The sequence below is a fragment of the Pelagibacterium luteolum genome, from assembly GCF_900100665.1.
Classification (GTDB): domain Bacteria; phylum Pseudomonadota; class Alphaproteobacteria; order Rhizobiales; family Devosiaceae; genus Pelagibacterium; species Pelagibacterium luteolum.
Map to the genome: position 1 here is coordinate 200,179 of NZ_FNCS01000001.1, position 21,711 is coordinate 221,889.

The following is a 21,711-nucleotide window of genomic DNA, read 5'->3' on the forward strand; positions in this document are numbered from 1 at the left end:
CCTCATGACCAAGATCAGCGCCCGGCTCGCGGCCCACCAGGCCGCCCCCCGCCTTCTGACCCTGCACCGCGCGCTCTCGCGTCTCACCTCGACGCTCACGGTCATGAATACCGGTGCCCATCCCGACGATGAGCACAACGGCATGCTGGCTGCCATGCGGCTGGGCTCTGGCCATCGGATCGTCGTCGCTTGCTCGACACGCGGAGAGGGCGGACAAAATGCGCTCGGCCCCGAACGGCAAGGCGCCCTCGGCATCGTCCGCACGCGCGAAATGGAGGAATCGGCAAAGGTGATCGACGCCGATATCCATTGGCTCGGCCATGGGCCGGAAGATCCGGTGCACGATTTCGGCTTTTCCAAAAACGGCGACGACACGCTATCGCGCTGGGGCGAAGACCGTATCATCGAACGTCTCGTGCGCGCCTATCGCACCGAGCGTCCCGATGTCGTCATTCCCACCTTCCTCGACGTCCCCGGCCAGCACGGCCACCATCGCGCCATGACCCGCGCCGCTGAAACCGCCATCGAAAAAGCTGCCGATCCCAACGCATATCCCGAGCATTTGACCGAAGGCCTGAAGCCCTGGCGCGTCGCAAAATTCTACCTTCCGGCCTGGTCGGGCGGCGGCGGCACCTATGACGATGAAGTGCCGCCGCCCAACGCCACGCTGACCATAACCGCCGATAGCGCCGACCCCGCCACCGGCGCCGCCTTCGACCAGATCGGCGAATGGTCGCGTCGCTACCACGCCTCCCAGGGCATGGGCTATTGGGACGATACGATCCAGACAGCCTGGCCGCTCCATTTGAAGATCGGCCCGTCCGATACCGAAGCATCGCTGGCCGACAACATTCCATCCAGCCTCACGTCGATCGCCGCGCTGCCAGATCTCGACCACGCCACCCGCGCTGCCATCGAAGCCGCCGACGCTGCGATCGCGCGGGCCCTCGCGGCCTTCCCCAACGCAGCAGCGATAAGCGCAGCGCTTCTGGAGGCTGCACGCCAGTTGCAAACCGCGCGCAACGGACTGGGCGACGCCCTCGATCACCGTCTGAAACGTGTCCTCGACAATATCGACCGCGCGCTTCTCGAAGCATCGGGATCGATCCCCTTTGCATGGGCCGAGCCCGCATTCCTTACGCCTGGCGAGACTGGCGAAATTCGCGTGCTGTTCCCCCAGGACACAGACCGAGGCGCCACCTCTGTCACGCTCAAAACCGCGCCCGGCCTCACCGCCAGCCCGCTCCCCGACGCAGGGGATCATCTGCGGTTTGCTCTGTCGGTCGCCAACGACGCGCCGATGACCAACCCCTATCCCCCGGCCTTCTATGCAAGTGGCGGCAACGGCCCGGTCGTCATCGAAGTCACCGCCGAAATAGACGGGCGTTCGGTATCGAGCACGGTCGATCTCGTTGAACCCGTCACCATCCGTCCGGCGGCGTCCGTCACGCTTGACCCCGACGCCCTGATCGTTCGCCGCGACGATGTCCAATCCAGCTACGTCATCGACGCGGCGCTCGCAGGCAAGGGCGTGGTATCTTTGGCCTCCGATGGCGGTTGGTCGGCGCAATCGTCAGGGTCAGGCTTCACCCTCACCCCGCCGGCGGATTTCACGCCAGGGCTCGTCACGCTGCCTGCAAATATCGATGGCCAGCCAGCCTTTCACAAACACACGATCGCCTATCCCCATATCGGGCAATCGGTTCACCTCACCCCCGCGACAGTGCGCATACTCTCCCTCGACCTCACGCTCCCCCAGGGCGCCCGCGTCGGATATGTCGGTGGCGGCGCCGACCGTGTGGGCCTATGGCTCAAGCGCATGAGGCTCGACGTCACCAATCTCGAACCCGGCCAATTGGACGGCGATCTCTCCGCGTTCACAACCATCGTTGTCGGCATCTTCACCTTCGGCCTGCGCCCCGATCTTCTCGCTGCTACGTCAAAGCTCCATGCCTGGATCGAACGGGGCGGGCATCTCGTAACGCTCTATCACCGACCGTCCGATGCGTGGTCGCCCGAAACAGTGCCGCCAAAGCCACTGACTATCGGCTCGCCATCTCTGCGCTGGCGCGTGACCGATCCCAACGCTCATGTCGAAGTGCTCATCCCCGACCATCCGCTCCTTGCCGGCCCCAATAGCATCGGTGCCGAGGACTGGGCGGGTTGGGACAAAGAGCGCGGGCTGTATTTCGCCAGCCAATGGGACCCCGCCTACGAACCTCTACTCTCCATGCACGATAAGGGCGAAAAGCCACTGCTCGGTGCTCTGGTTTCGGCGCGGATCGGCAACGGCCGTCACACCTATACGAGCCTTGTCCTGCACCATCAACTCGACAAGCTCGTCCCCGGCGCGTTCCGCCTGATCGCCAATTTGGTCCAACCGGCCTGATCCGTGGACCGGGTCGAGGCTGACGAGAAAAGTTCTGGTTTCGGTGTCGCGTGGCTTTTGGCCGACATGACGCTGGTCACGGCCATGACGGTCATCGTCAAGGCCCAGGGCAGCGTCTATCCGGCGATCCAGCTCGTCTTCATCCGCTCGATCATCGGGCTGATCATGGTCGCGCCGCTCGCCTGGAGATATCGCCGCGCTATTGCAGGCACCAAACGCCCGGGGCGCCATGCGTTTCGTGTGGGCTGCAACGCCATGGCCCTCACCTGCAATTTTGCCGCGCTGACCGCTCTGCCCTTGGCCCTCGTCAACGCCATCGGCTTCATGCGCCCACTCATCGTCATGGTGTTCGCCGTGTTTTTACTGCGCGAGATCGTCACCCCGATCCGCTGGATCGGCGCGGTGATCGGGTTGGCCGGCGTTCTCGTCATGGTCGCGCCCGGCGAGTTCACCGTCTCGATCGGGCTCGCGGCTGCGTTTGGATCAGTGCTGTTCGGCTCGCTCGCCACCGTCCAGACCCGCGCGCTCAAGGACGAAAATACGACAGTGCTGATGGTGTTCTATACCGTCGGCCTGACCCTTTTCACGGCCATCCCCGCCATCATGTTCTGGCAACCGATTGCCCAGAGCGACTGGCTGCCGCTTATCGGCATCGGGCTCCTGGCCCAGGTGGCCCAGTATTGTTTTCTCCGCGCCTATCAATCGACGCCAGCATCCATACTGGCCCCCATTGGCTATCTCACCATTGTCTTTGCGACAGCGGCGGGCTTTGTGTTCTTTGACGAAATCCCGCACTGGACGACCGTTTTCGGCGTCGCCATCATTCTCATAGCGCTCCAGCTGACCCGCATGGCCGAGACCAAGCAAAAGCGACGGCACGAAACCAATAAAGCGCCTCAAGACGACTAGGCCTGAGCTGTCCCGCCCGGCACGCGTATGAAATGCCCGGGCCCAACTTCACGCACTTCACTCTGGGCCTGAGCAGCATCCTTGCGGATCGCAACGATGTCATCGGGCGAAAAGTCCGTTGCCTCGCCAAGCCTGACGTCAGGATCGGGCACCGCCGAAAGCAGCAATCGAGTGTAAGGGTGCGCCGGATTGCCAAGCACGCTTTCCACCGGACCCCATTCGACGATCTGGCCTGAAAACATCACCATGATGTCCTCGGCGACATAGCGCGCCGTCGCGATATCATGGGTGATGTAGAGCAGCGCCAGATCGAGCGAGCGCTTCATCTCGTTCAAAAGATTGAGGATTCCCAGCCGCACCGAGACGTCGAGCATCGACGTCGGCTCATCGGCAACGATCACCTCAGGCCCCACAGCCAGCGCTCGCGCAATCGAAATGCGCTGGCGCTGCCCCCCGGAAAGCTCGTGCGGATATTTTTCCAGCATCTGATCGGCAGGCAGCTTCACCTTTTCGAGCAGCTTGACGATCCCGGCCTCGCGCTCGGCTTTCGCCAAATCCTTGCGATGGAGTTTGAGCGGCCGCTCAAGATGATAGCGGATGGTGTGGGCGGGATTGAGCGAGGCAAACGGATCCTGAAAGATCATCTGCACGGCCCGGCGATACGCCGACAGGTCCGCAAACTGCCCTGTGCCCAGCTTTTCGCCCTTGAAGAGAATTTTCCCTTCATCCGCCTCGTATTCGCGCATGATCAGGCGCGCGCATGTGGTTTTGCCGCTCCCCGATTCCCCGACAAGTGCCGTGGTCCGGCCCGGCGTCAGTTCCAGCGATACCGCGCGGGCCGCATAGACCGGCGCCTTGCCACCGCCGAAGGTCTTCGAGACGTTATCGAGCGATAAAATGGGTGCATGGCTCACAGGCTGGCCTCCCCGCCGATCTGGGCGCCACGCAGGCGCGGCATCGAAGCCCAGAGTTTTTTCGTATAGGGATGGGTTGGCGCCGTATGGATTTGCCGTGCATCGCCCACTTCCACGAGCTCCCCTTCCAGCATCACGCCGATCCGGTCGCAAACCTGCGCCATGAGCCCAAGATCGTGCGTGATAAACAGGATCGAAAATCCCAACTCCTTGCGCAGCACATCGATGCGCTGCAGGATTTCGCGCTGCACGACCACATCGAGGGCAGTCGTCGGCTCATCCATGATCAACAGCTTTGGATTGAGCGCGAGGCAAATCGCGATGACGATGCGCTGCCGCATGCCACCCGAACATTGATGCGGAAACGATTTCAGCCGCTCGGCCGGGATATCGACAAGCGCCAGCAACTCCTCGGCCCGCTTGCGCGATTGCTCGCGGCTCAGGCCCAGATGCGTCTTGAGCACATCATGAAACTGCGCCTCGATGGTCAGCACGGGATTGAGCGAGTTCATGGCGCTCTGAAACACCATCGCCACTTCGGTCCAGCGGAATTTCTCCAGCGCCTTCTTGTCGAGATCGAGAACGTTGCGCCCCTCGACCAAAATCTCGCCCCGGCGGATCAGCGCGGACGGCTGATGCAGGCGCGCGATAGCAAAGGCGATCGTCGATTTCCCGCACCCGGATTCCCCGGCAAGCCCGAAAAACTCGCCCTTGGCGATGTCGAAACTCACATCCTTGACCGCGTGGAAATCGCTGTCCTCCCCGACATAATCGATCGAGAGGTTTCTGACCGAAAGAACCGGCGCGCTCATATCCGCCCCTCCCCGGTTCGCACCAGCATTTTCCAGCGATTGAGCCTGCTACCCGTCCGCAGGCGCGGATTGGCAACTTCGTCGATGGCAAAATTGATCAAAGCGAGCGACAGGCCCAAAAGCGCCAGCGCAAAGCACGGCGCCAGCATGTCCCACCACGCTCCGACGGTCAGCGCCGAGGCGTTTTGCGCATTATAGAGCATGATCCCCCACGACACCGCGTTGGGATCGCCCAGCCCGAGAAATTCGAGCGTCGCTTCAGTGATAACGGCAAAGATCACCGAGCCGATAAAGTTGATCCCCACGATCGAAATGAGGTTGGGGAAAATTTCAAAGGTCATGATGCGCCATTTGGGCTCACCCAGCATTTCGGCCGATTTGACGAAATCCTTCTCGCGCACCGACAGCGTCTGCGCGCGCGTCACCCGAACGCCCCATGCCCAGGAGGTAAAGCCCAGGATCAGCGCGATCACCAGCGGGCTTGCCTGCCCGATGAATGCCGCAAGCACCAAAAGCAGCGGCAGATTGGGAATGACGAGGATCATGTTGGTGAAAAAATTGATCACCTCGTCGACCTTGCCGCGCATATATCCGGCAATAATGCCCAGCACGGTCCCGATCACCGTGATCATCAGCCCCGCGCCAAACCCGACGGCCAGCGAGGTGCGCGCGCCATAAATCATCTGGGTCCAGACGTCGCGCCCGATGCGGGTGGTACCGAACCAGTGCTCCCACGATGGCGGCTGATGCGGCCGACCCACGCGCGCCGATGCTCCGTAGGGCGTCAGAAGCGGCGCAAAGATCGCAACCAGAAGGATGATGACGAGGATCGAGAGACCGATCACCGCCTTTTTGTTTTTCGAAAGCCCGACAAGAAGCTGTTTCATCGATCAGGCCTTCTTGAGCCGGGGGTCGAGCAGCACATAGCTGACATCGACGAGAAAATTGGCGATCAGCATCGCAGCGGTCATGATCAGGAGCTGGCCCTGGATCACGGGATAGTCGCGCGCCAAAATGGCCTGATAGAGCACGTTGCCGAGCCCTGGATAATTGAAGACGACTTCGGTGATCAGCGATCCACCCACCACCGTTCCCAGCGCAATCGCGAGATTGGAGACGGTGGGGAGCAGCGCGTTGCGTGCGGCGTACCAGAACATCACACGGTTCTCGCTGAGCCCCTTGGCGCGCCCCATGACGATGTAATCTTCGCCCAAAAGATTGATCATGTTGTTGCGCATGGTGATCGCGAACCCGCCCAGAAGGACGATGAACATCGTCACCATGGGTAGCGTGCCGTGATAGATGACCGAGGAGATGTAGGTCCAGCTCAGCGCAGGATCGAGCAGCGGATTATACGCATACCCCGAGGGGAACCAGCGGAGCTGATAGGCAAAGATAAAGAGAGCCAGAAGCGAGATAACCACGGCCGGGACGGCGGTCGTGAAAATCGCCAGAAGCGAGATCGCCGTGTCCGCGCGCGTCCCGCGCTTCCAGGCTGCGAAAATGCCCAGGCCCGTCCCGACGATAAACGCCAGGATCGTCGCAATGCCCACAAGGCCAACGGTCCAGATGGTGGCCCGCCCCAAAATCTCGGACACGGGTGCCGGAAAATACCGGATCGAACGGCCCAGATCGCCGGTAAATATCGACTGCAGATAGGTCAGATATTGTTGCCAGATCGGCGCGTCGATGAACCCGAAGGTCAACCGCAGCGCGTTGAGGTTCTCCACCGTCAGATTGGCATTGGCAGACCCGAACATGATCTGGATTGGATCGCCCGGCATGACGCGCGGCAAAAAGAAATTGACCGTCGCCGCGGCGATAAACGCTGCGAGATAAAATGCGAGACGCCGTAAAAGAAAGGCCATCTTGTCCCTTGTATGTTTAGCGGCGACCGCACTGAACCCTGGGGATACGGATGGGTTTGGCATCGTCTGCCAAACCCCACGCCGTCACCCCGGGATATATTCCCCGGGGTCCAGCCTCTGCATATCCGCGGGCACGACGGCTGCTTAACCGCCCTGCCCGAGACGCCCGGACGCGTCCTATTGAGCCGGCTCGAGGTCGAGCAGCTGCAACAGGCGGGCCGGGTTTGTATTGGTCACCACCGGGGAAAACTTGGGGTCCTCGGCGTTCGCCCAGCCTGTCCAGCGCGATGTGTTGTACTGGTAAAAGCTCGGGCTGTTATAGACCGGGAACAACGGCAGATTCTCAGCAACGATCCGCTGTGCACGGTTCATGATGTCCCCCTGCTCCTCGCGGTCCTGGGTCTGCGGGAAATCAGCCAGCAATTCGGTCAGCTCATCGTCAAAGAAGCGCTGGGCCACGAACCGGCTCACACCCTCGTCACCGGGATTGAACGCACGGTTGTAGGCGTACCATGGCATGGCTGCCGCCCCGAGTGCGTTCATGGTCATTTCGTAACGCCCCTCGATCAGATCCGCCGTCCATACGGCAGCTTCCGGGGTCGAGATCGAGACGTTGAGACCGGCCGCCTGAAGATCCTCGCTGGCGATGGTCACAGCATCGATCCAGTCGGTCCACCCATTGGGCACCATCAGATCGATCGCGATCGGGGTACCATCGGGGTTGTCGCGCCATCCGTCGCCATTGGCATCGACATATCCCGCTTCGTCGAGCAACGCGGTCGCTGCTTCGGGATCGAACTGGGTATACTGCCCGAACTCTTCGACCACTGCAGGATCGACCCAATCGGCATAAAGCTCGCCAAGTGTCGTTGGGTCATCATTGACGATCGGATAGCCGAACCCTGCGATATCGACGATATCCTGGCGGTTGAGCAGCATGGATGTCGCGCGACGGAAATCGACGTCGTTGAACGCCTTGGACAGGTCTTCGTCCGGCACTTCGAGATTGTAGGAGAACGACACGAGGCTCGATGGCGTGTACCAGAAATGGTGGTTGTCCGGATCACGGGCAACGAAGGTGTTTTCCACGTCAGGAATAAAGCTCGTCGCCCAATCGAGCGAGCCTTCGGCCAGGGCGCCGAGCACCTGCGTGTTGTCGGCAAGCTGCGGCCAGCGCATGCAGTCGACAGCCAGATTGTCGTTGTCCCAATAGTGCGGGTTCCGGCACTGGTCATAGACCTGCGGGGTGAACCGCGCGATCTCGGTCAGTGGGCCGCTGCCCACGGGCTCCTCATTGGCAAAGGTCGCCGGGTCTTCGATTTCCGACCAGATATGCTCTGGAACGATCGGCATCCCCACGACCTGCGTCGCGATGAGCGCATTGGGCTCAACCAGATTGAACTGTACCGTTCGCTCGTCGATCGCTTCAATGCTTTCAAACAGCGGGCGGATCGAAACGAAATCGAGTTCGGGATGGGCTTCGAGATAGTCATAGGTGAAGACCACGTCCGCCGAGGTCAGCGGTTCGCCATCCGACCATTGCAGGCCCTCACGCAGCGTAAACGTTACGCTCATCAGGTCTTCAGCCAATTCGAAACTTTCGGCCAGCCGATAGTTCGGCTCGTTATCCTGGATGCGGTTGAAGATGACCAGCGGCTCATAGATGAAATCATGGGTCGAATAACGCATCGACGCCTGGCTGAACGGATTGAAATTGCGCACCCACTGGGTGGCCGCTTCAGCGTTTGCCGTCAGGACGAGCGGTTCGTCCTGCGCGGCGGCCGGCATCCCTGCCGTTAGCAGTACGGCTACCGAAGTGGCCAGCATGAGATTTGTTTTTTGCATGATTGTTCCTCTCCTTTTTCAGTTCAGTTACAGCCGGGCTTATGCCAACCCGTACTGTGCAAAAATGGCTTCGGCCTGGGCATGAAGATCGGCCACGTCGTAACGCGCCTTGCCCAAGCGTGCGTTGGCCCGGGCTATCCGGCCAAGGCTGTGTTCGCTCAATGGGCGGGCAGCCTTCGCCGCGGCCTCGCTCTGCGCCAAGGTGCCCTGGCTGTGCAGCGCGATATCGTAACCGGCATCAAGCGTCGCCGTGACGCGCTCGGCCCAGGTCCCGCTCAAGGCTTCCATGGTGAGGCAATCGGTAATGATCACCCCGTCATAGCCCAGCGTTGAGCGTATGAAGTCACAGACGATGGGCGAGACCGAGGCGGGCCGCTCCGTATCAAGCGCCGTAAAGATCAGATGCGCGACCATCGCCCATGGCGCATCCTTCAAATCAATGAACGGCTTGAAGTCCGTCGCCATCAGATCGTCGAGCGCCGCATCGACCACGGGCAGATCGAAATGGGGATCGACCTTGACCCGCCCATAGCCCGGAATGTGCTTGATGATGGGCATTTCTCCCACCTCGAGCATTGCCTCGACCACCTCGCGTCCCAGCGCGGTAACGATCTCAGGATCGTCGGAAAATGCCCGCTGCCCGATGACATCATGCATGCCCTTGATCGCCAGATCGACCACCGGGGTCGTCCCCGACCCGATATCGAGCTCGGCCATCATCGTGCCCATGGCAAGTGTGGAAAGCCGCAACGCCGTCTTGGCCGCGTCCATATCCTTTGCCGCCAACGCGCCAAAGTCGCCGAGTGCACGAAACAACGGCCAATTGCCATTGTCGAGCCGTTGCACCCGTCCGCCCTCCTGGTCGATATAGACCGGCGCATCCTCGCGTCGGACCGCCTCGCGGAACTGGCGCACCAGGGCGCGGATCTGTTCGGGATTATCGAGATTGCGTTTGAAGAGAAACAGCCCGAACGGATTGGCGTCTCGAAAGAACGCGATCTCGTCGTCGGAAAGCGAATAGCCGGGCATCCCGACAAAGAGTGCAAGAGGCGTGGTCAAACGATCAGGTCTCCACTTTAGGAGTGCGGAGCATGCCGCGATAAATGTCTTCGTCCTCGGTGGGGATGGGAATGGCGCCCACCGCATTGGCATAAAAGTCGATAGGCCCCGCCTTGCCGATCATGGCATAGGCAAAGCCGAGATCTTTCAGCGCCTTGAGCGAATGATAAAACAGCGCCAGCCCTATCCCCTTGCCGCGCGCACTTTCGTCGACACCCGTCGGTCCGAAAAATCCGCGGGCCGTCGTGTCGTAGCAGGCAAACCCGACGAGCTGATCATCGATGGTGGCGACAAGACACCCGACCGGCTGATGCGCCATGGCGACAGCGACTTCGCTCGACCAATAGCATGAGAAGCGCGCCTCGACCCAATCGGTGACGATATGCATCTCAGGCGGGAGGGCGCGCCGGATCGTTGCCGGTGTATCGGCAACGCGTGCACCCAAGGCGTCAAGACGCGCGGAATAGAGATTGACCAGCAGATCCGTCACCGTTCCTCCTTGGCGTCGGCTTCAAAGCACTCGGCCCACCATAATACCAATCTAAACCACTATGGAAGCCCTCACCGGCAAGTCGGACGCGTTTCGGGGTTGGATTATTGAAATCCTGCCCAAAACGCCGAGACCAATGCCATACCTCTTGCGATCAGCGGCGAAGAGTTTGCGCTATACGCGCCGCGCCCAGAGCAGCATCGATCTGGGGAAACACAACCTCATGTCCGCTGAGCGACGCCCCGATGGCGGATCGGAAACTGGGCGTGATGTCGAGCAGCCCACCCACGAACCCCACCGGCCGTTCGCCGGCGCGCTTTATCAGCGCAAGACCGAGCCGCGCTAGCTCTCCGGCTGCCTCGGCGATAATCGTTTGCGCCAGCCGATCCCCGGCCTCTGCTGCCGCGCCCACCACCCGGGCCAGCGACCCGATGGTCCCGCGATCGGCGCCGTAGATATAGGCGCGCACGTCATTCCAGCTATCGCCGCCTATAGCATCGAACAATTGCCGCGCGAGAATTGTCGCGTCGCCACAACCGCCCTTCTCGTCCAGGATCCGGTAGAGGCCATCGAGCGCCCGCAGCGCGATCCATGCTCCCGACCCGCCATCATCGATCAGAATACCGCGTCCACCGACGCGAACGACCTCGCCATCCTGACCGATGTGCATGCCGACCGATCCGGTGCCCACCGAAATTAGATGCCCCGCGCCCGGCGCAAAAACGCTACGAAACGCGAGGTCCATATCGTCGCCAACACTGACGCTGTCCACAGAAAGACCAAAGGCCTGAGAAACGATATCCCTTGCGGTCTCGTGGTAGTCCTCCCCCAGCCCCGTTGCGCCGATATGGACGGCGCGCGGCTGCGCGCTATCCCGCGCAACAGCGGCAATTGCCGCGATCACCGCGATAAAGTCCTGCTTTGCCTCCGGGCGGAATAGATGCCCTGTCGCCCCATGGGCAGCACCGCGCGCCAGAACCGCCCCCTCGGCATCGATAAGCACCCACCGCGAGCCCGTGCCACCCATGTCGATCCCGAGACAGACACCGTCTTGCGTGTCACTTGCGCTCAATCCATCATCGCCCAACGGCTCTGCTCCTCTAGCCTATGCGCGCGTACTATATTGGCACTCAGCACCCCCGCAAGCGTCACTCCCGACTGGTACACCGCTTCGCCCCGCGCTATGCAGGCGTCGCAAACGGAAGGTGTTGTTGCGATGAGCGAAGGTGTTGCGCCGGGATTTGTGGCGATCTGGAACGGTGTAACACCGGGAACCGAGAACGACTTCGCCGCCTGGCATAAAAAAGAGCACATGCCCGAGCGACTCGCCATCCCCGGATTTCTGCGCGGAACGCGCTGGGGCGAGAGGACTTATTTCACGCTTTATGAACTCGCCCACCCCGACGTCGCCCGTTCTGCCCACTATCTCGAGCGGCTCAATGCCCCGACCGATTGGACGCGGCGGGTCATGAGCCATTTCCAAGACAATTCCCGATGCGTTGGCGCCTTCGTCCATTCGCTCGGCGCCATGCCCCACGAGCGCGCGATCATTATACGCCTCGATGGCGAACAGCAGGGCACGATCGATGACGCCGTTGCAGTCGAGATTATGAACATCGCCGGCGTCAAGGGCTGCCATATCGGTCTCGCCGACAATGCAGTCTCCAGCATCAAGACAATCGAACGGCAGGGCCGACACGTCCACGAACCATGGGGTCTGATCCTTATCGCCCTCGACGCCGATGCTGATCCGGCTCCGATCGAGGCGTCCGTCGGCCGCCATTTGCCTAAAGCTGCGCCAGAAATCCTGGACCTGACCCTGCAATTACAGATGAGCCGCGTATACGAGATCGTCTAAAATTTTGGAGTCACTTGCGAAACTCGCGTTTCGCCCTGCACACGGCGCCCTCGCGCTGCAATTTTCACCACTCTGCATGTCGATTGAGCAACTATAGCCCGCCTGTCTATATTTTGAGAATTTTCTTGACAGTGCTCGCGACCCGAGTGTCTTCTAGCCTCATCAATTACCAAAGGGGAACATCATGAACCGCCGTGTCCTGCTTGCTTCGGCAGCAATTATCACCGTTCTGGCCGGTGCGCTTCCGGCCTCCGCTCAGGAATTTACAGCTCGCATCGGGCACCTGGAATCCGACCAGCAGCCGCGTCACCAGGGCCTGCAGATGGTTGCCGATCTGGTCTCCGAGCGCACTGACGGCGCCGTCGAGTTCCAGCTCTTCCCCGCCGGCCAGCTCGGCCAGGCGCGCGAAATGAACGAAGGCACCCAGCTCGGCCTGATGGAGGGCACGGTTTCGCCTGCAGCGTTCCTCGCCGGCTTCAACCCCGCCGTTTCGATCCTCGACGTCCCGTTCCTTTACCCGGCTGATCGCGAGGAGGCCAACGCCTTGCGCACCGGCCCCTTCGGTCAGGCCGTCCTCGACAGCTTCGCACCCCTCGGCCTCAAGGCCATCGCCATCTGGCCGAATGGCCGCAAGTCGATGACGTCGAACGAAGATATTTCGGCGCTCGAAAACTTCTCCGGCCAGAGCTTCCGCGTCATGGATTCACAGGTGCTGATGGAGCAGTTCAACGCAGTCGGTGCTTCCGCCATCGCCCTGCCGTTCGGCGAGCTCTATACAGCGCTCCAGACCGGCGTCGTCGACGGCCAGGAAAACGCCCTCGATACCATCGCCACCATGAAGTACCAGGAAGTGCAGGACTACCTGCTCATCTCCGAGCATGGCGCCAATGAAGACGTCGTGATGTTTAACCAGGGCTGGTGGGACGCGCTTCCCGCCGAATACCAGACGGTAATCGAAGAGGCGTTCGAAGAAGTCCGTCCGGAAGTCGAAGCGCTCAAGGAAGCGGCGCAGGACACCGCGCTCGAAACCATCCGCGCCAGCGACATTACCATCACCGAGCTTGACGATGCCCAGCGGACCGCTTTCCGTGACGCCATGTACGGCCCGGCGCGCGACGCCTATCTTGCTGGCGCCGGCGACGTCGGTCAGCAGATCGTCGACACCTATGAAAGCCAGTACGAAGAAATCGTCGGCCAGTAAGGCCTGAAGGATACCGGCGCGCTTTTCAAAAGGTGCCGAGGATCGTGAACGGGCGCCGGGGTGTATGAGCCTTGGCGCCTCTTCGTTTCAAGAAAGGGGTGGCCAGACCGTCATGGAACCGAAAAACAACCTTGCAAGGGCATTGGGCGTCTTGGCGTCCTTCGAGCGCATAGCTCTTGCCCTGCTGATGCTCGCCATGGTGGCGCTCTATGTCACGGGCGTTTTCGTCCGCGAACTCTTTCCCACCTATTCGCGCAATGTCGCCTGGATCGACGAAGCCGCCCGCTACATGATGGTGTGGCTGGTGTTTCTCTCGCTCGGCCTCGCTCTCGCAGAGGGCCGCCAGATCGCCATGACCAGCTTTCTCGAACGCATGGGCGCAACGGCGCGACTGTGGATCGGCCGCGCGATCGATCTTACCGGGCTTGGCCTGTCGCTCTTTATTGCGTGGGTTGGCCTGGAAATGGCCCAGAGCGTTGCCCGCACCGGGCAGATCAGCCCCACGCTGGGTATCCCCGCCTCACTGCTCTATTACGCATTGCCGGCCGGCTTCCTCTTGCTGGCCTTCCGCTATGGCCTGAGCCTTTTTGGTCTGATCGACCGCTGGAACAAGACCGAAGGGGCGCACTGAGATGCTGATTGCAGCCATAGTTTTCGGCGCCATGGCGCTTTTGTTCCTCGGGTTCGAGATGCTGATCGTTCTCGGCCTGCCGGGAATTCTGACCAAGGAACTGTTCTTTTCCACGATGCCCGATATCATCTACGGGCAACGCATCGTCGGCGGCATCAACCACTCGACGCTCCTCGCCATTCCGTTCTTTATCTTTGCCGCGGAAGTCATGTCCAAGGGCTCGATTGCCCGGCACCTGACCAATCTCGTCGGCGCCTTCCTCGGCCATCGCCGTGGCGGCATGGGGCTGACCACCGTCGCAACGGCCGCAGCCTTCGGTTCGGTCTCGGGCTCCGCCCCCGCAACTGTCGCAGCGCTCGGCGGCATCGTTTATCCCGAACTCAGGCGCCAGGGTTATTCCGACAAATTCTCACTCGGCCTTATTGTCTCCTCGGCTGAAGTTGCCCTTCTCATCCCACCTTCGATCACGCTCATCATCTATGCCTGGCTCACCGGGACATCGGTCGCCTCGCTGTTTGCGGCGGGCCTCGTCGTCGGCATTTTCCTCTCGCTCGTCTTTTGCGCCTATGTGCTGTTTTACGCGCACCGCAACGGGCTCAAGGGCGACATGCCAATGCCCTGGAACGAGCGCTTCAAGGTCATGGGCCGCAGCGTCTGGGCGGTTGGTCTGCCCGTCGTTTTGCTCGGCGGTATCTATTCGGGCCTATTCACGCCCACCGAAGCGGCGGCCGTCAGCGTCGCATACGCCCTGCTGGTCGAAGTCGTCATCTATCGGCACATGGGACTTAAGGACGTCTTCAAGGTCGCAACAGGCGCCGCAATCACCACCGGCAGCATTTTCGTGCTTCTGGCCATGGGCTCGATCGTCGCCTATTTCATTACCCTGGCCCAACTGCCCGCCATGGTCATCGACTTCCTCGACATGATCAACGCCAACTGGGTCGTGTTCCTCCTGATCGTCAACCTGCTGTTCCTTGTGGCCGGCATGTTCATCGATCCAAACTCGACCATGCTGATCCTCGTCCCGGCGCTCTATCCCGTGGCCGTAGCCTTCGGCATCGACCCGATCCATTTCGGCATCATCGTCTGTCTCAACACCTGTATCGGTATGATCACCCCGCCCTTTGGGCTCGATATCTTCGTCGCCTCATCGACGCTGGGCGAGTCGGTCTCAAAGATCATCTCGGGCATAACGCCGTTCATCATCGTCAACCTCCTGGCGCTGATGGTGATCTCCTACCTACCCGATATCTCGATGTTCCTGCCCCGCCTGCTGGCGCAATAAAGAAAAACAAAAGGGCCGCCCCGAGGGACGGCCCTTTTTCAATCCTGAAAACGAATGCGCTCAGCCCTTGGCAGCAGGCGCAAATTCCGAAATGCCGCCATGGGCCGACGACCAGCTCGCTGGATCGTTGAGGAAGCTTTCGACCTCGTTGAGCGTATGGGTATCGAAGTGGCCAGACTCCTTGGCCGCATCGAGCACGTCCCACCAGGTCGCAAGATAATGCAGCTCGATCCCGAGCTCTTTCATCAACTCGTGGCTGTTGGGGAAGATGTCGTAGTAAAAGACCACAAAGCAATGGTCGACCTGCGCGCCCGCCTTGCGCAGCGCATCGGCAAACATGACCTTCGAGCGCCCGTCGGTCGCAAGATCCTCGACCAGCAGCGTCCGCGCACCTGTCACGACCTCGCCCTCGATCTGCGCGTTGCGGCCGAACCCCTTGGCCTTCTTGCGCACGTACTGCATGGGCAGCATCAGCTTGTCGGCAATCCATGCCGCAAAGGGGATACCCGCCGTCTCGCCGCCGGTTACCACATCGATCGATTCATAGCCGATTTCGGTGGCGATCGTATGCGCGGCCAGATCCATCAGCGCCGAGCGCAGGCGCGGGTAGGAAATGAGCTTGCGGCAATCGACATAGACCGGGCTGGCCCAGCCGGAGGTGAAAACGAAAGGCTGCTCGGCGTTGAAATGGATGGCGTTGATTTCAAGCATCATCCGGGCGGTCTGCCGGGCAATCGCTTTCTTGTCGTCGCCTAGGCGCAGTGTGCTCATCTGGGGTCCCTTCGCTTCTCGTGCCTGCGGTCGCGCAAAATCGCGGCCGCCGGATGAAAGGTCCAGCGCCGCCGGAGTGGTAAGGCTCTCGTGCAACCGGTTCGCTATAACCCCGGGGCCAAAGCCCAGTCAACGTTTTCACCGGCAAACAGTGGGACAATTTCACGGTTCTCAACCGAAACGGTCTCGGGCGCCGTCCAGGACCGTTCTTCATACGTCACGCGCGTCTCCGACGGCGCAAAGCCATAAAACGCTGGCCCGTTGAGCGAAGCAAACGCCTCGAAATGCTCAAGCGCGTCGTCCTCGGCAAAAACCTTGAGATAGGCTTCGACAGCCACAGGGGCCGAAAACACCCCGGCACATCCGCAAGCAGCTTCCTTGAGATGCTTGAGATGGGGCGCGGTATCCGTCCCTAAAAAATAGTTCGCCGCCCCACTCGTCGCCGCCTTGCGCAAGGCAAGCTGATGCTTCCGGCGCTTCAAAATCGGCAGGCAGTAATAATGTGGGCGGATGCCACCCTCGAACAGTACGTTGCGATCATAAAGCAGATGCTGCGGCGTGATGGTCGCGGCCAGCCGATCGCCGCCACTGGCTACGAACTGTGCGCCCTCTTCGGTTGTGATGTGCTCCATCACGACCTTCAGCGTTGGATGCCGCTCGAGCAGCGGAGCCAGGATGTCATCGATAAACCGCGCCTCGCGATCGAAGATATCGACATCTGCGTGCACCAGTTCGCCATGCGTCAAAAGCGGCATGCCCGCGTCGGCCATCGCCGCAAACACCGGATCGAGCGCCTCGACCGAGGTTACCCCATGCGCCGAATTGGTTGTCGCATGCGCCGGATAGAGTTTTGCCGCTGCAAAGATACCATCCCGATGCCCCGCCACGAGATCGGCCGGCACTGTCGCGTCGGTCAGATAGCACGTCATCATCGGCGTAAAGTCGACACCCTCCGGCACCGCCGCCATGATGCGCCCGCGATAATCCGCTGCCATCTGCGCAGTCGTCACCGGGGGCACCAGATTGGGCATGACGATCGCCCGCGCGAACTGGCGCGCCGTATAGGGCACCACGGCATCGAGAACTTCGCCGTCGCGGAAATGGACATGCAGGTCGACGGGCTTGCGCAGGGTGATCGATCGCATGGGTGTTTTATTCCTCGGAGTGGGGTCAGAAAAAGCGACAGACTTTTTCGGTTCGACCTCGCGACAAAAGAAAAACCAGAATCAGTTGGTTGACGTCACCGCCTTATAGAGCACATCGGTGCCTTTGATGAGATCATCGACATCCATCGCCTCATGGGGGTTGTGCGAGCCATTGGCGTTGCGCACGAACACCATCCCCGAGGGCACCCCGGCATTGGCAAAAACCGCTGCGTCGTGCCCGGCGCCCGACGGCAGCGTTTGCGGATCGAGCCCACAATCCTCGGCCGCCCGCGTCAGCATGGCGATGATCCCTGCATCCATTTTCGCCGGCTCGGTATAGACCCTGTCGTCGAAGTCGAAATGAACGCCCCGCAACTGCCCCACCGACCGGCATTCGGAGCGGAACAGCTCATAAAACCCCTCAAGGGTATCGTGGCTCTGGCTGCGCACTTCGAAGGAAAACATCACCTCGCCGGGAATGCGGCTAATTGCGTGTTCCTCGGGATCGGTCCCCACGATACCCGTCGTCACGACGAGATCGAGGCCCCGTTCGAGCAGCACGCGCCAATGTTCGTCCAGCCGCCCCACGAGATCGGCGAAGGCAAACACGGCATCCTTGCGCCACCAGCGCGGAATAGTGCCCGAATGCCCCGCTTCGCCACGGCAGACCACCTTGCGATGCCGCACATTGCCGCGAATGCCCGAGACGACCGCCGCAGGCAAGGCGCGATCGGTCATCACCGGCCCCTGTTCGATATGAAGCTCGAGATAGCTCGCAGCCTTTTGCGTATCGAAGAGGATCTCGCCATTGCGGATCGGATCGACAGCGATTCCCGTCGCCGCCATGGCCTCGGCCAGCGTACGGCCCTTGCCACGCGAGCGCGCCGCGAGGTCCTTGTCGTCCAAAATCCCAAACAGCGCTCGCGATCCGATATTGGCCCGCCCGTAAAATGCGCTCTCTTCGCCACGCAGCATTAAAACCCGCACCGGCGTCGCCAGCTCGCGCCCGGATCTCGCCAGCCGGACGAGGCACATCAGCCCCGCAACGATGCCCGCCGCGCCATCGTAATTGCCGCCCTGAGGCACCGAATCCGCATGTGATCCGATATAATGCGCAGCCTTTTCACCATCATCACCCGCCATGCGAACGACCATATTGCCGGCTGCGTCGGTGTCGATTGCAAACCCATAGGCCCGAGCGATGGAGCAAAATACCTCCAGCGCCGCGTCTTCCCGATCCGAATAACACTCGCGTGTAATCCCCACCCCGTCACCGGTCTGCCGCCCCAATTCGGCAAAGATCGCGTCGGCCAGTTCATGCTCAGTCGCAAAGGCCGTCCAGTCGATAACGGTGGTTGCGGGCACTGCCGTCATTGCGCCGCCTCCATGACGTCGGGCGCAAGCATATCCGCATTGAGCGCCGCGCCGAGTTCGGCGACTGCGTTAAACCCCTTGCGGCGGCAATATTCGGTAATCCCCGCGATCACTTCGTCCATCGTACCCGGACGCGTAAACGTCGCCGTCCCGACCTGCACCGCCCGCGCACCGGCCAGCAGAAATTCCACCGCATCTTCGGCGCTGGCGATCCCGCCGCACCCGATCACCGGAATATCGACGGCCCGCGCGCATTGGTACGTCATACGCAGCGCGATCGGCTTGACCGCCGGACCCGAGAGCCCGCCCATGACATTGCCCAGCGTCGGGCGCATGGTTTCGATGTCGATGGTCATGGCCAGAATGGTATTGGCCACCACAAGCCCGTCCGCCCCCGCAGCTTCCGCAGCCCGCGCCACCGACGCGATATCGCCGGTATTGGGCGTCAGCTTGGCCCAGAGCGGCAGATCGGTGACCTTTCGCATGGCGCTGACGGCTTGCTCGGTCGTCTGAGGCCGCATGGCAAACGCCTTGCCGTCCTCTTCGATATTGGGGCACGAAATATTGGCTTCGATCCCGGCAATACCCTCGACATTGAGCCGCGCTGCAGCCCTTCCGAAATCATCCACGGTCGGCGCTGAAATCGAAACGATCAGCGGGCTCGAAAACCGCCGATAGAACGGCAGCGCCTCATCAAGAAACTGGTCGATCCCCTTTGACGGAATGCCGATCGAATTGAGCATGCCATTGCCGACTTCGGCGACACGCGGGGTCGGATTGCCACCGCGCAATTCCGCAGTGATCGTCTTGGTGACTAATGCCCCCAGCCCGTTGAGATCGACCACCTTGGCCAACCCCTCGGCAAACGTCCCCGACGCCGGCATGACCGGATTGGCGAGCACCAGGCCCCGCCCCATATCGACTTTGAGATCTACCATGAGGTCGCCTCGGACAGCGCAAATACCGGCCCGTCCCAGCAGACGCGCTTCGATATTGTTTCGCCCTCGACGGTAAAATTGCGCACGCAGCAAAAGCACATGCCCAGCCCGCACGCCATTTGCTGCTCCATGGCCACTTCGCCAAACACATCCAGTTCTGCAGCCAGCTTTTGCATCAGCAACATCAGCCGGTTCGATCCGCAGGTGTAAAACCCGTCGGCGCGCCCTTCGGCATGAAGACGGCGCAGGATCGCTTCGACATTGGTCATCGCGCTGGTGCCATCGCTGTCGAGAACGATTTCGACCTTGGCCCCCGCCGCCCTAAACCTTTCGACAGAGAGGATTTGCTCCGGCCCGCGCGCACTGACGATGGCGGTGACCGCCACGCCCCTGTCGCGCGCCATCTCCGCCAGCGGCGCCAATGTCGCAAGCCCCACGCCCCGCCCCAGAACGACGATTGATCGCACATCATCAGGCAGAGTGAACCCGACACCCAGCGGCCCCAGAATACGCGTGGTTCCGCCCGAGATCAGACTGGCCAGTCCCCGCGTTCCCGCACCCGCAACCTTATAGAGAAACTCCACCCGGCCCGTTTCGGGATCGGCTGCATAAGTGCTCATCGGACGCCGAAAGAACGGCTTGTCTTCACCCACGACCGGGCACTCGATGTTGAAAAACTGCCCAGCCTCTGCGGACGCCGCCAGGCCCGGCGCATCGAGCACGATCAGCTTGTACTCGGCATTGACCCAATCGTTGGAAACGACGCGCGCGACGGTGTCGGCGACTTGAGCTGCAAAACCGCCCGAACCGGGCGTCACATCGGCATTATCAATCTGTCTCATTTTTGAGACAATGGGACAAGGTCCCGCTTTTGTCAATCGCCGGATCCGGCATCGACAGCCGCCGTCCGATCCAGAATGCGTCGCAGCATCGCGGCACCCTCGGCGCCTTTTTTCGCCCCGGCCCATTGGGCATCGAGCGTTTCCTTGAAATGCCGCACGGCCTCCGGCGCCGTGGTGACGATGGCGATCCCCGACGACACATTGGGCTGGTCCCCCAGCCGGTACGGCGACAGCGTCACCGCCGAATCCTGCTCCCGCTCATAGATCTGGAACGTCTGGCTCGGCGGCTGCCCCTCGACGATCCCGATCTGCGTACCAATCGGCTGGTGTTCGATCGTCGCGCATAGCCGCTCGATTTCCTTGCGCGCCGCGGCACGACGCTCGGCAACGACCGCCGCAGGCAGATCGAACCGCCCCACCAGCCCCAGCAGCAAAAACCGCTCGATATCCTGGCTGCCGACGATCGAAACGATCGGCACCCGACGCCGCATCGCGCTTTCGCGCCGCTCATTGAGCAGGTCCAAAATCTTGTCGATCGCCGCAATCGCCTTCTCGCGATCGGCAACCGTGTCCGAGATCGCCTCGATCAGCATGACCCGCAACGCGACCATATAATCGGGGGACAATAACAGCGAGGACACCGGCGAAAAATTCCCCAGCAGATGCAGGGACTTCTCCTCCAACTGCCGCATGCGTTCGAAAAAAGACAGCGCGTTGGAGTAATATTCGACCCCTACGCCGAGCAGTGACGGCAGCGAAACGTCCAAAAATTTGGAAATCGACTCGAGGATCTGGATCTTGACGATCTCTCCCTTCTCCAGCCGATAGACCGCCGCGCGGGAGATGCCGAGATGGGCTGCAATGTCGTCGGCGCTTAGGTTTTTCCCCATGCGATACGCCCGTAGCCGTCGCCCGATTTCCTCAAACTGGATCGACATCCCGTCCCCTTTTCCTAGCGTCTCACTTTTGATATACACCGGCGTTTCCGGTGTCCAGATAGCCCTGGATATGAACAAGTAGGAGACGAGACGTGAACGAGCTTTATGCATGGCTCAATGAGCAGAACGGCGGCATCCGCACCTATGGCGAATTCCACGCCAAAGCCCAGCAACTGGCGCGCGAAGACGCTGAAAACGCTGCCGTTCTCGCCCTGCTCGGCCGCATCGCCGCTCGCTTCGTTTCACGCTATGAAGGCGAACCCCTGCCCGTCGACAGCGCCAGCAAGGCCATCGCCCAGTTCCGCGATCTCGTCGCCACGGCCATCAGCGTCCGCACCGGCGCCGATGCCGAAAAACTCGCCTTCGCCAACCGCATCGCCACGACCGACCTACTGGCCGGCTGAGGCTTGACGCATAGCCACCTCTCCCTCGGGGGAGAGGT

Annotated in this window: 21 protein-coding genes; 7 read left to right on the forward strand and 14 right to left on the reverse strand. The window is 61.2% G+C overall.

The genetic code is table 11. The annotated features are described in order from the left end of the window. Positions 1-4: 4 nt before the first annotated feature. Both BLR31_RS00975 and BLR31_RS00980 read left to right on the forward strand, forming a co-directional pair. Positions 5-2,389, forward strand: a complete 2,385-nt coding sequence (locus BLR31_RS00975; RefSeq protein ID WP_090589906.1) for a PIG-L family deacetylase — start codon at positions 5-7, stop codon at positions 2,387-2,389. A 3-nt stretch (positions 2,390-2,392) separates the two neighbouring features. Next, positions 2,393-3,298: a DMT family transporter gene (locus BLR31_RS00980; protein WP_280139104.1), complete on the forward strand. Its 906-nt coding sequence runs from the start codon at positions 2,393-2,395 to the stop codon at positions 3,296-3,298. Here BLR31_RS00980 and BLR31_RS00985 read toward each other — a convergent pair. The 8 genes from BLR31_RS00985 to BLR31_RS01020 form a co-directional block, all read right to left on the reverse strand. Next, entirely contained in the window at positions 3,295-4,212 is a 918-nt protein-coding gene (locus tag BLR31_RS00985) for an ABC transporter ATP-binding protein (protein WP_090589910.1), read from the reverse strand. The two genes, BLR31_RS00980 and BLR31_RS00985, sit on opposite strands and share 4 nt — an antisense overlap. Further along, positions 4,209-5,024 (reverse strand): ABC transporter ATP-binding protein, encoded by an 816-nt coding sequence (locus tag BLR31_RS00990; RefSeq protein WP_090589913.1) that lies wholly within the window; start codon positions 5,022-5,024, stop codon positions 4,209-4,211. Before BLR31_RS00990 ends, BLR31_RS00985 begins: the two co-directional genes overlap by 4 nt. Next, positions 5,021-5,911, reverse strand: coding sequence for an ABC transporter permease (locus tag BLR31_RS00995; protein WP_090589916.1), 891 nt, complete (start codon positions 5,909-5,911; stop codon positions 5,021-5,023). Before BLR31_RS00995 ends, BLR31_RS00990 begins: the two co-directional genes overlap by 4 nt. Before the next feature lie 3 nt (positions 5,912-5,914). Then, positions 5,915-6,892: an ABC transporter permease gene (locus BLR31_RS01000; RefSeq protein ID WP_090589920.1), complete on the reverse strand. Its 978-nt coding sequence runs from the start codon at positions 6,890-6,892 to the stop codon at positions 5,915-5,917. Between the two features lie 177 nt (positions 6,893-7,069). Then, positions 7,070-8,737, reverse strand: a complete 1,668-nt coding sequence (locus tag BLR31_RS01005; RefSeq protein WP_090589923.1) for an ABC transporter substrate-binding protein — start codon at positions 8,735-8,737, stop codon at positions 7,070-7,072. A gap of 39 nt (positions 8,738-8,776) precedes the next feature. Beyond that, a complete protein-coding gene (locus BLR31_RS01010; RefSeq protein ID WP_244504931.1) occupies positions 8,777-9,766 on the reverse strand; it encodes a glycoside hydrolase family 3 N-terminal domain-containing protein in 990 nt (329 codons plus the stop codon). A 34-nt stretch (positions 9,767-9,800) separates the two neighbouring features. Continuing rightward, positions 9,801-10,286, reverse strand: a complete 486-nt coding sequence (locus BLR31_RS01015; protein WP_090589929.1) for a GNAT family N-acetyltransferase — start codon at positions 10,284-10,286, stop codon at positions 9,801-9,803. Positions 10,287-10,440: 154 nt separating this feature from the next. Further along, positions 10,441-11,358 (reverse strand): N-acetylglucosamine kinase, encoded by a 918-nt coding sequence (locus BLR31_RS01020; RefSeq protein ID WP_210183872.1) that lies wholly within the window; start codon positions 11,356-11,358, stop codon positions 10,441-10,443. A gap of 144 nt (positions 11,359-11,502) precedes the next feature. Between BLR31_RS01020 and BLR31_RS01025 the strand changes: the two genes are divergently transcribed. The 4 genes from BLR31_RS01025 to BLR31_RS01040 all read left to right on the forward strand — a co-directional run bounded on the left by BLR31_RS01025 (position 11,503) and on the right by BLR31_RS01040 (position 15,261). Further along, on the forward strand, positions 11,503-12,144 hold the full coding sequence (locus tag BLR31_RS01025; protein ID WP_143009274.1) for a hypothetical protein: 642 nt from the start codon (positions 11,503-11,505) through the stop codon (positions 12,142-12,144). A gap of 184 nt (positions 12,145-12,328) precedes the next feature. Continuing rightward, a complete protein-coding gene (locus BLR31_RS01030) occupies positions 12,329-13,345 on the forward strand; it encodes a TRAP transporter substrate-binding protein (RefSeq protein ID WP_090589939.1) in 1,017 nt (338 codons plus the stop codon). Positions 13,346-13,457: 112 nt separating this feature from the next. Beyond that, a complete protein-coding gene (locus BLR31_RS01035; protein ID WP_176762446.1) occupies positions 13,458-13,976 on the forward strand; it encodes a TRAP transporter small permease in 519 nt (172 codons plus the stop codon). Between the two features lies 1 nt (position 13,977). Then, the gene (locus BLR31_RS01040) at positions 13,978-15,261 is read left to right on the forward strand and encodes a TRAP transporter large permease (RefSeq protein ID WP_090589948.1); all 1,284 of its coding nucleotides are present in this window, start codon (positions 13,978-13,980) and stop codon (positions 15,259-15,261) included. A gap of 60 nt (positions 15,262-15,321) precedes the next feature. On the opposite strand, the gene BLR31_RS01045 is transcribed toward BLR31_RS01040, so the two are convergent. The 6 genes from BLR31_RS01045 to BLR31_RS01070 form a co-directional block, all read right to left on the reverse strand. Next, positions 15,322-16,032 carry an orotate phosphoribosyltransferase gene (locus BLR31_RS01045; protein ID WP_090591961.1) on the reverse strand — a complete coding sequence of 237 codons (711 nt, stop codon included), beginning with the start codon at positions 16,030-16,032 and terminating at the stop codon, positions 15,322-15,324. 104 nt (positions 16,033-16,136) lie between these two features. Continuing rightward, positions 16,137-17,177, reverse strand: a complete 1,041-nt coding sequence (gene pyrC / locus BLR31_RS01050; RefSeq protein WP_090589951.1) for a dihydroorotase — start codon at positions 17,175-17,177, stop codon at positions 16,137-16,139. A gap of 81 nt (positions 17,178-17,258) precedes the next feature. After that, positions 17,259-18,551: a hydantoinase/carbamoylase family amidase gene (locus BLR31_RS01055; protein WP_090589955.1), complete on the reverse strand. Its 1,293-nt coding sequence runs from the start codon at positions 18,549-18,551 to the stop codon at positions 17,259-17,261. After that, positions 18,548-19,489, reverse strand: a complete 942-nt coding sequence (locus BLR31_RS01060; RefSeq protein WP_090589958.1) for a dihydroorotate dehydrogenase — start codon at positions 19,487-19,489, stop codon at positions 18,548-18,550. Before BLR31_RS01060 ends, BLR31_RS01055 begins: the two co-directional genes overlap by 4 nt. Next, entirely contained in the window at positions 19,483-20,331 is an 849-nt protein-coding gene (locus tag BLR31_RS01065) for a dihydroorotate dehydrogenase electron transfer subunit (RefSeq protein WP_090589962.1), read from the reverse strand. Before BLR31_RS01065 ends, BLR31_RS01060 begins: the two co-directional genes overlap by 7 nt. A gap of 32 nt (positions 20,332-20,363) precedes the next feature. Further along, positions 20,364-21,269 (reverse strand): helix-turn-helix domain-containing protein, encoded by a 906-nt coding sequence (locus BLR31_RS01070; protein WP_090589965.1) that lies wholly within the window; start codon positions 21,267-21,269, stop codon positions 20,364-20,366. 92 nt (positions 21,270-21,361) lie between these two features. Here BLR31_RS01070 and BLR31_RS01075 point away from each other — a divergent pair, with 92 nt between their 5' ends. Then, entirely contained in the window at positions 21,362-21,673 is a 312-nt protein-coding gene (locus BLR31_RS01075) for a hypothetical protein (RefSeq protein ID WP_090589968.1), read from the forward strand. Positions 21,674-21,711: the final 38 nt, after the last annotated feature.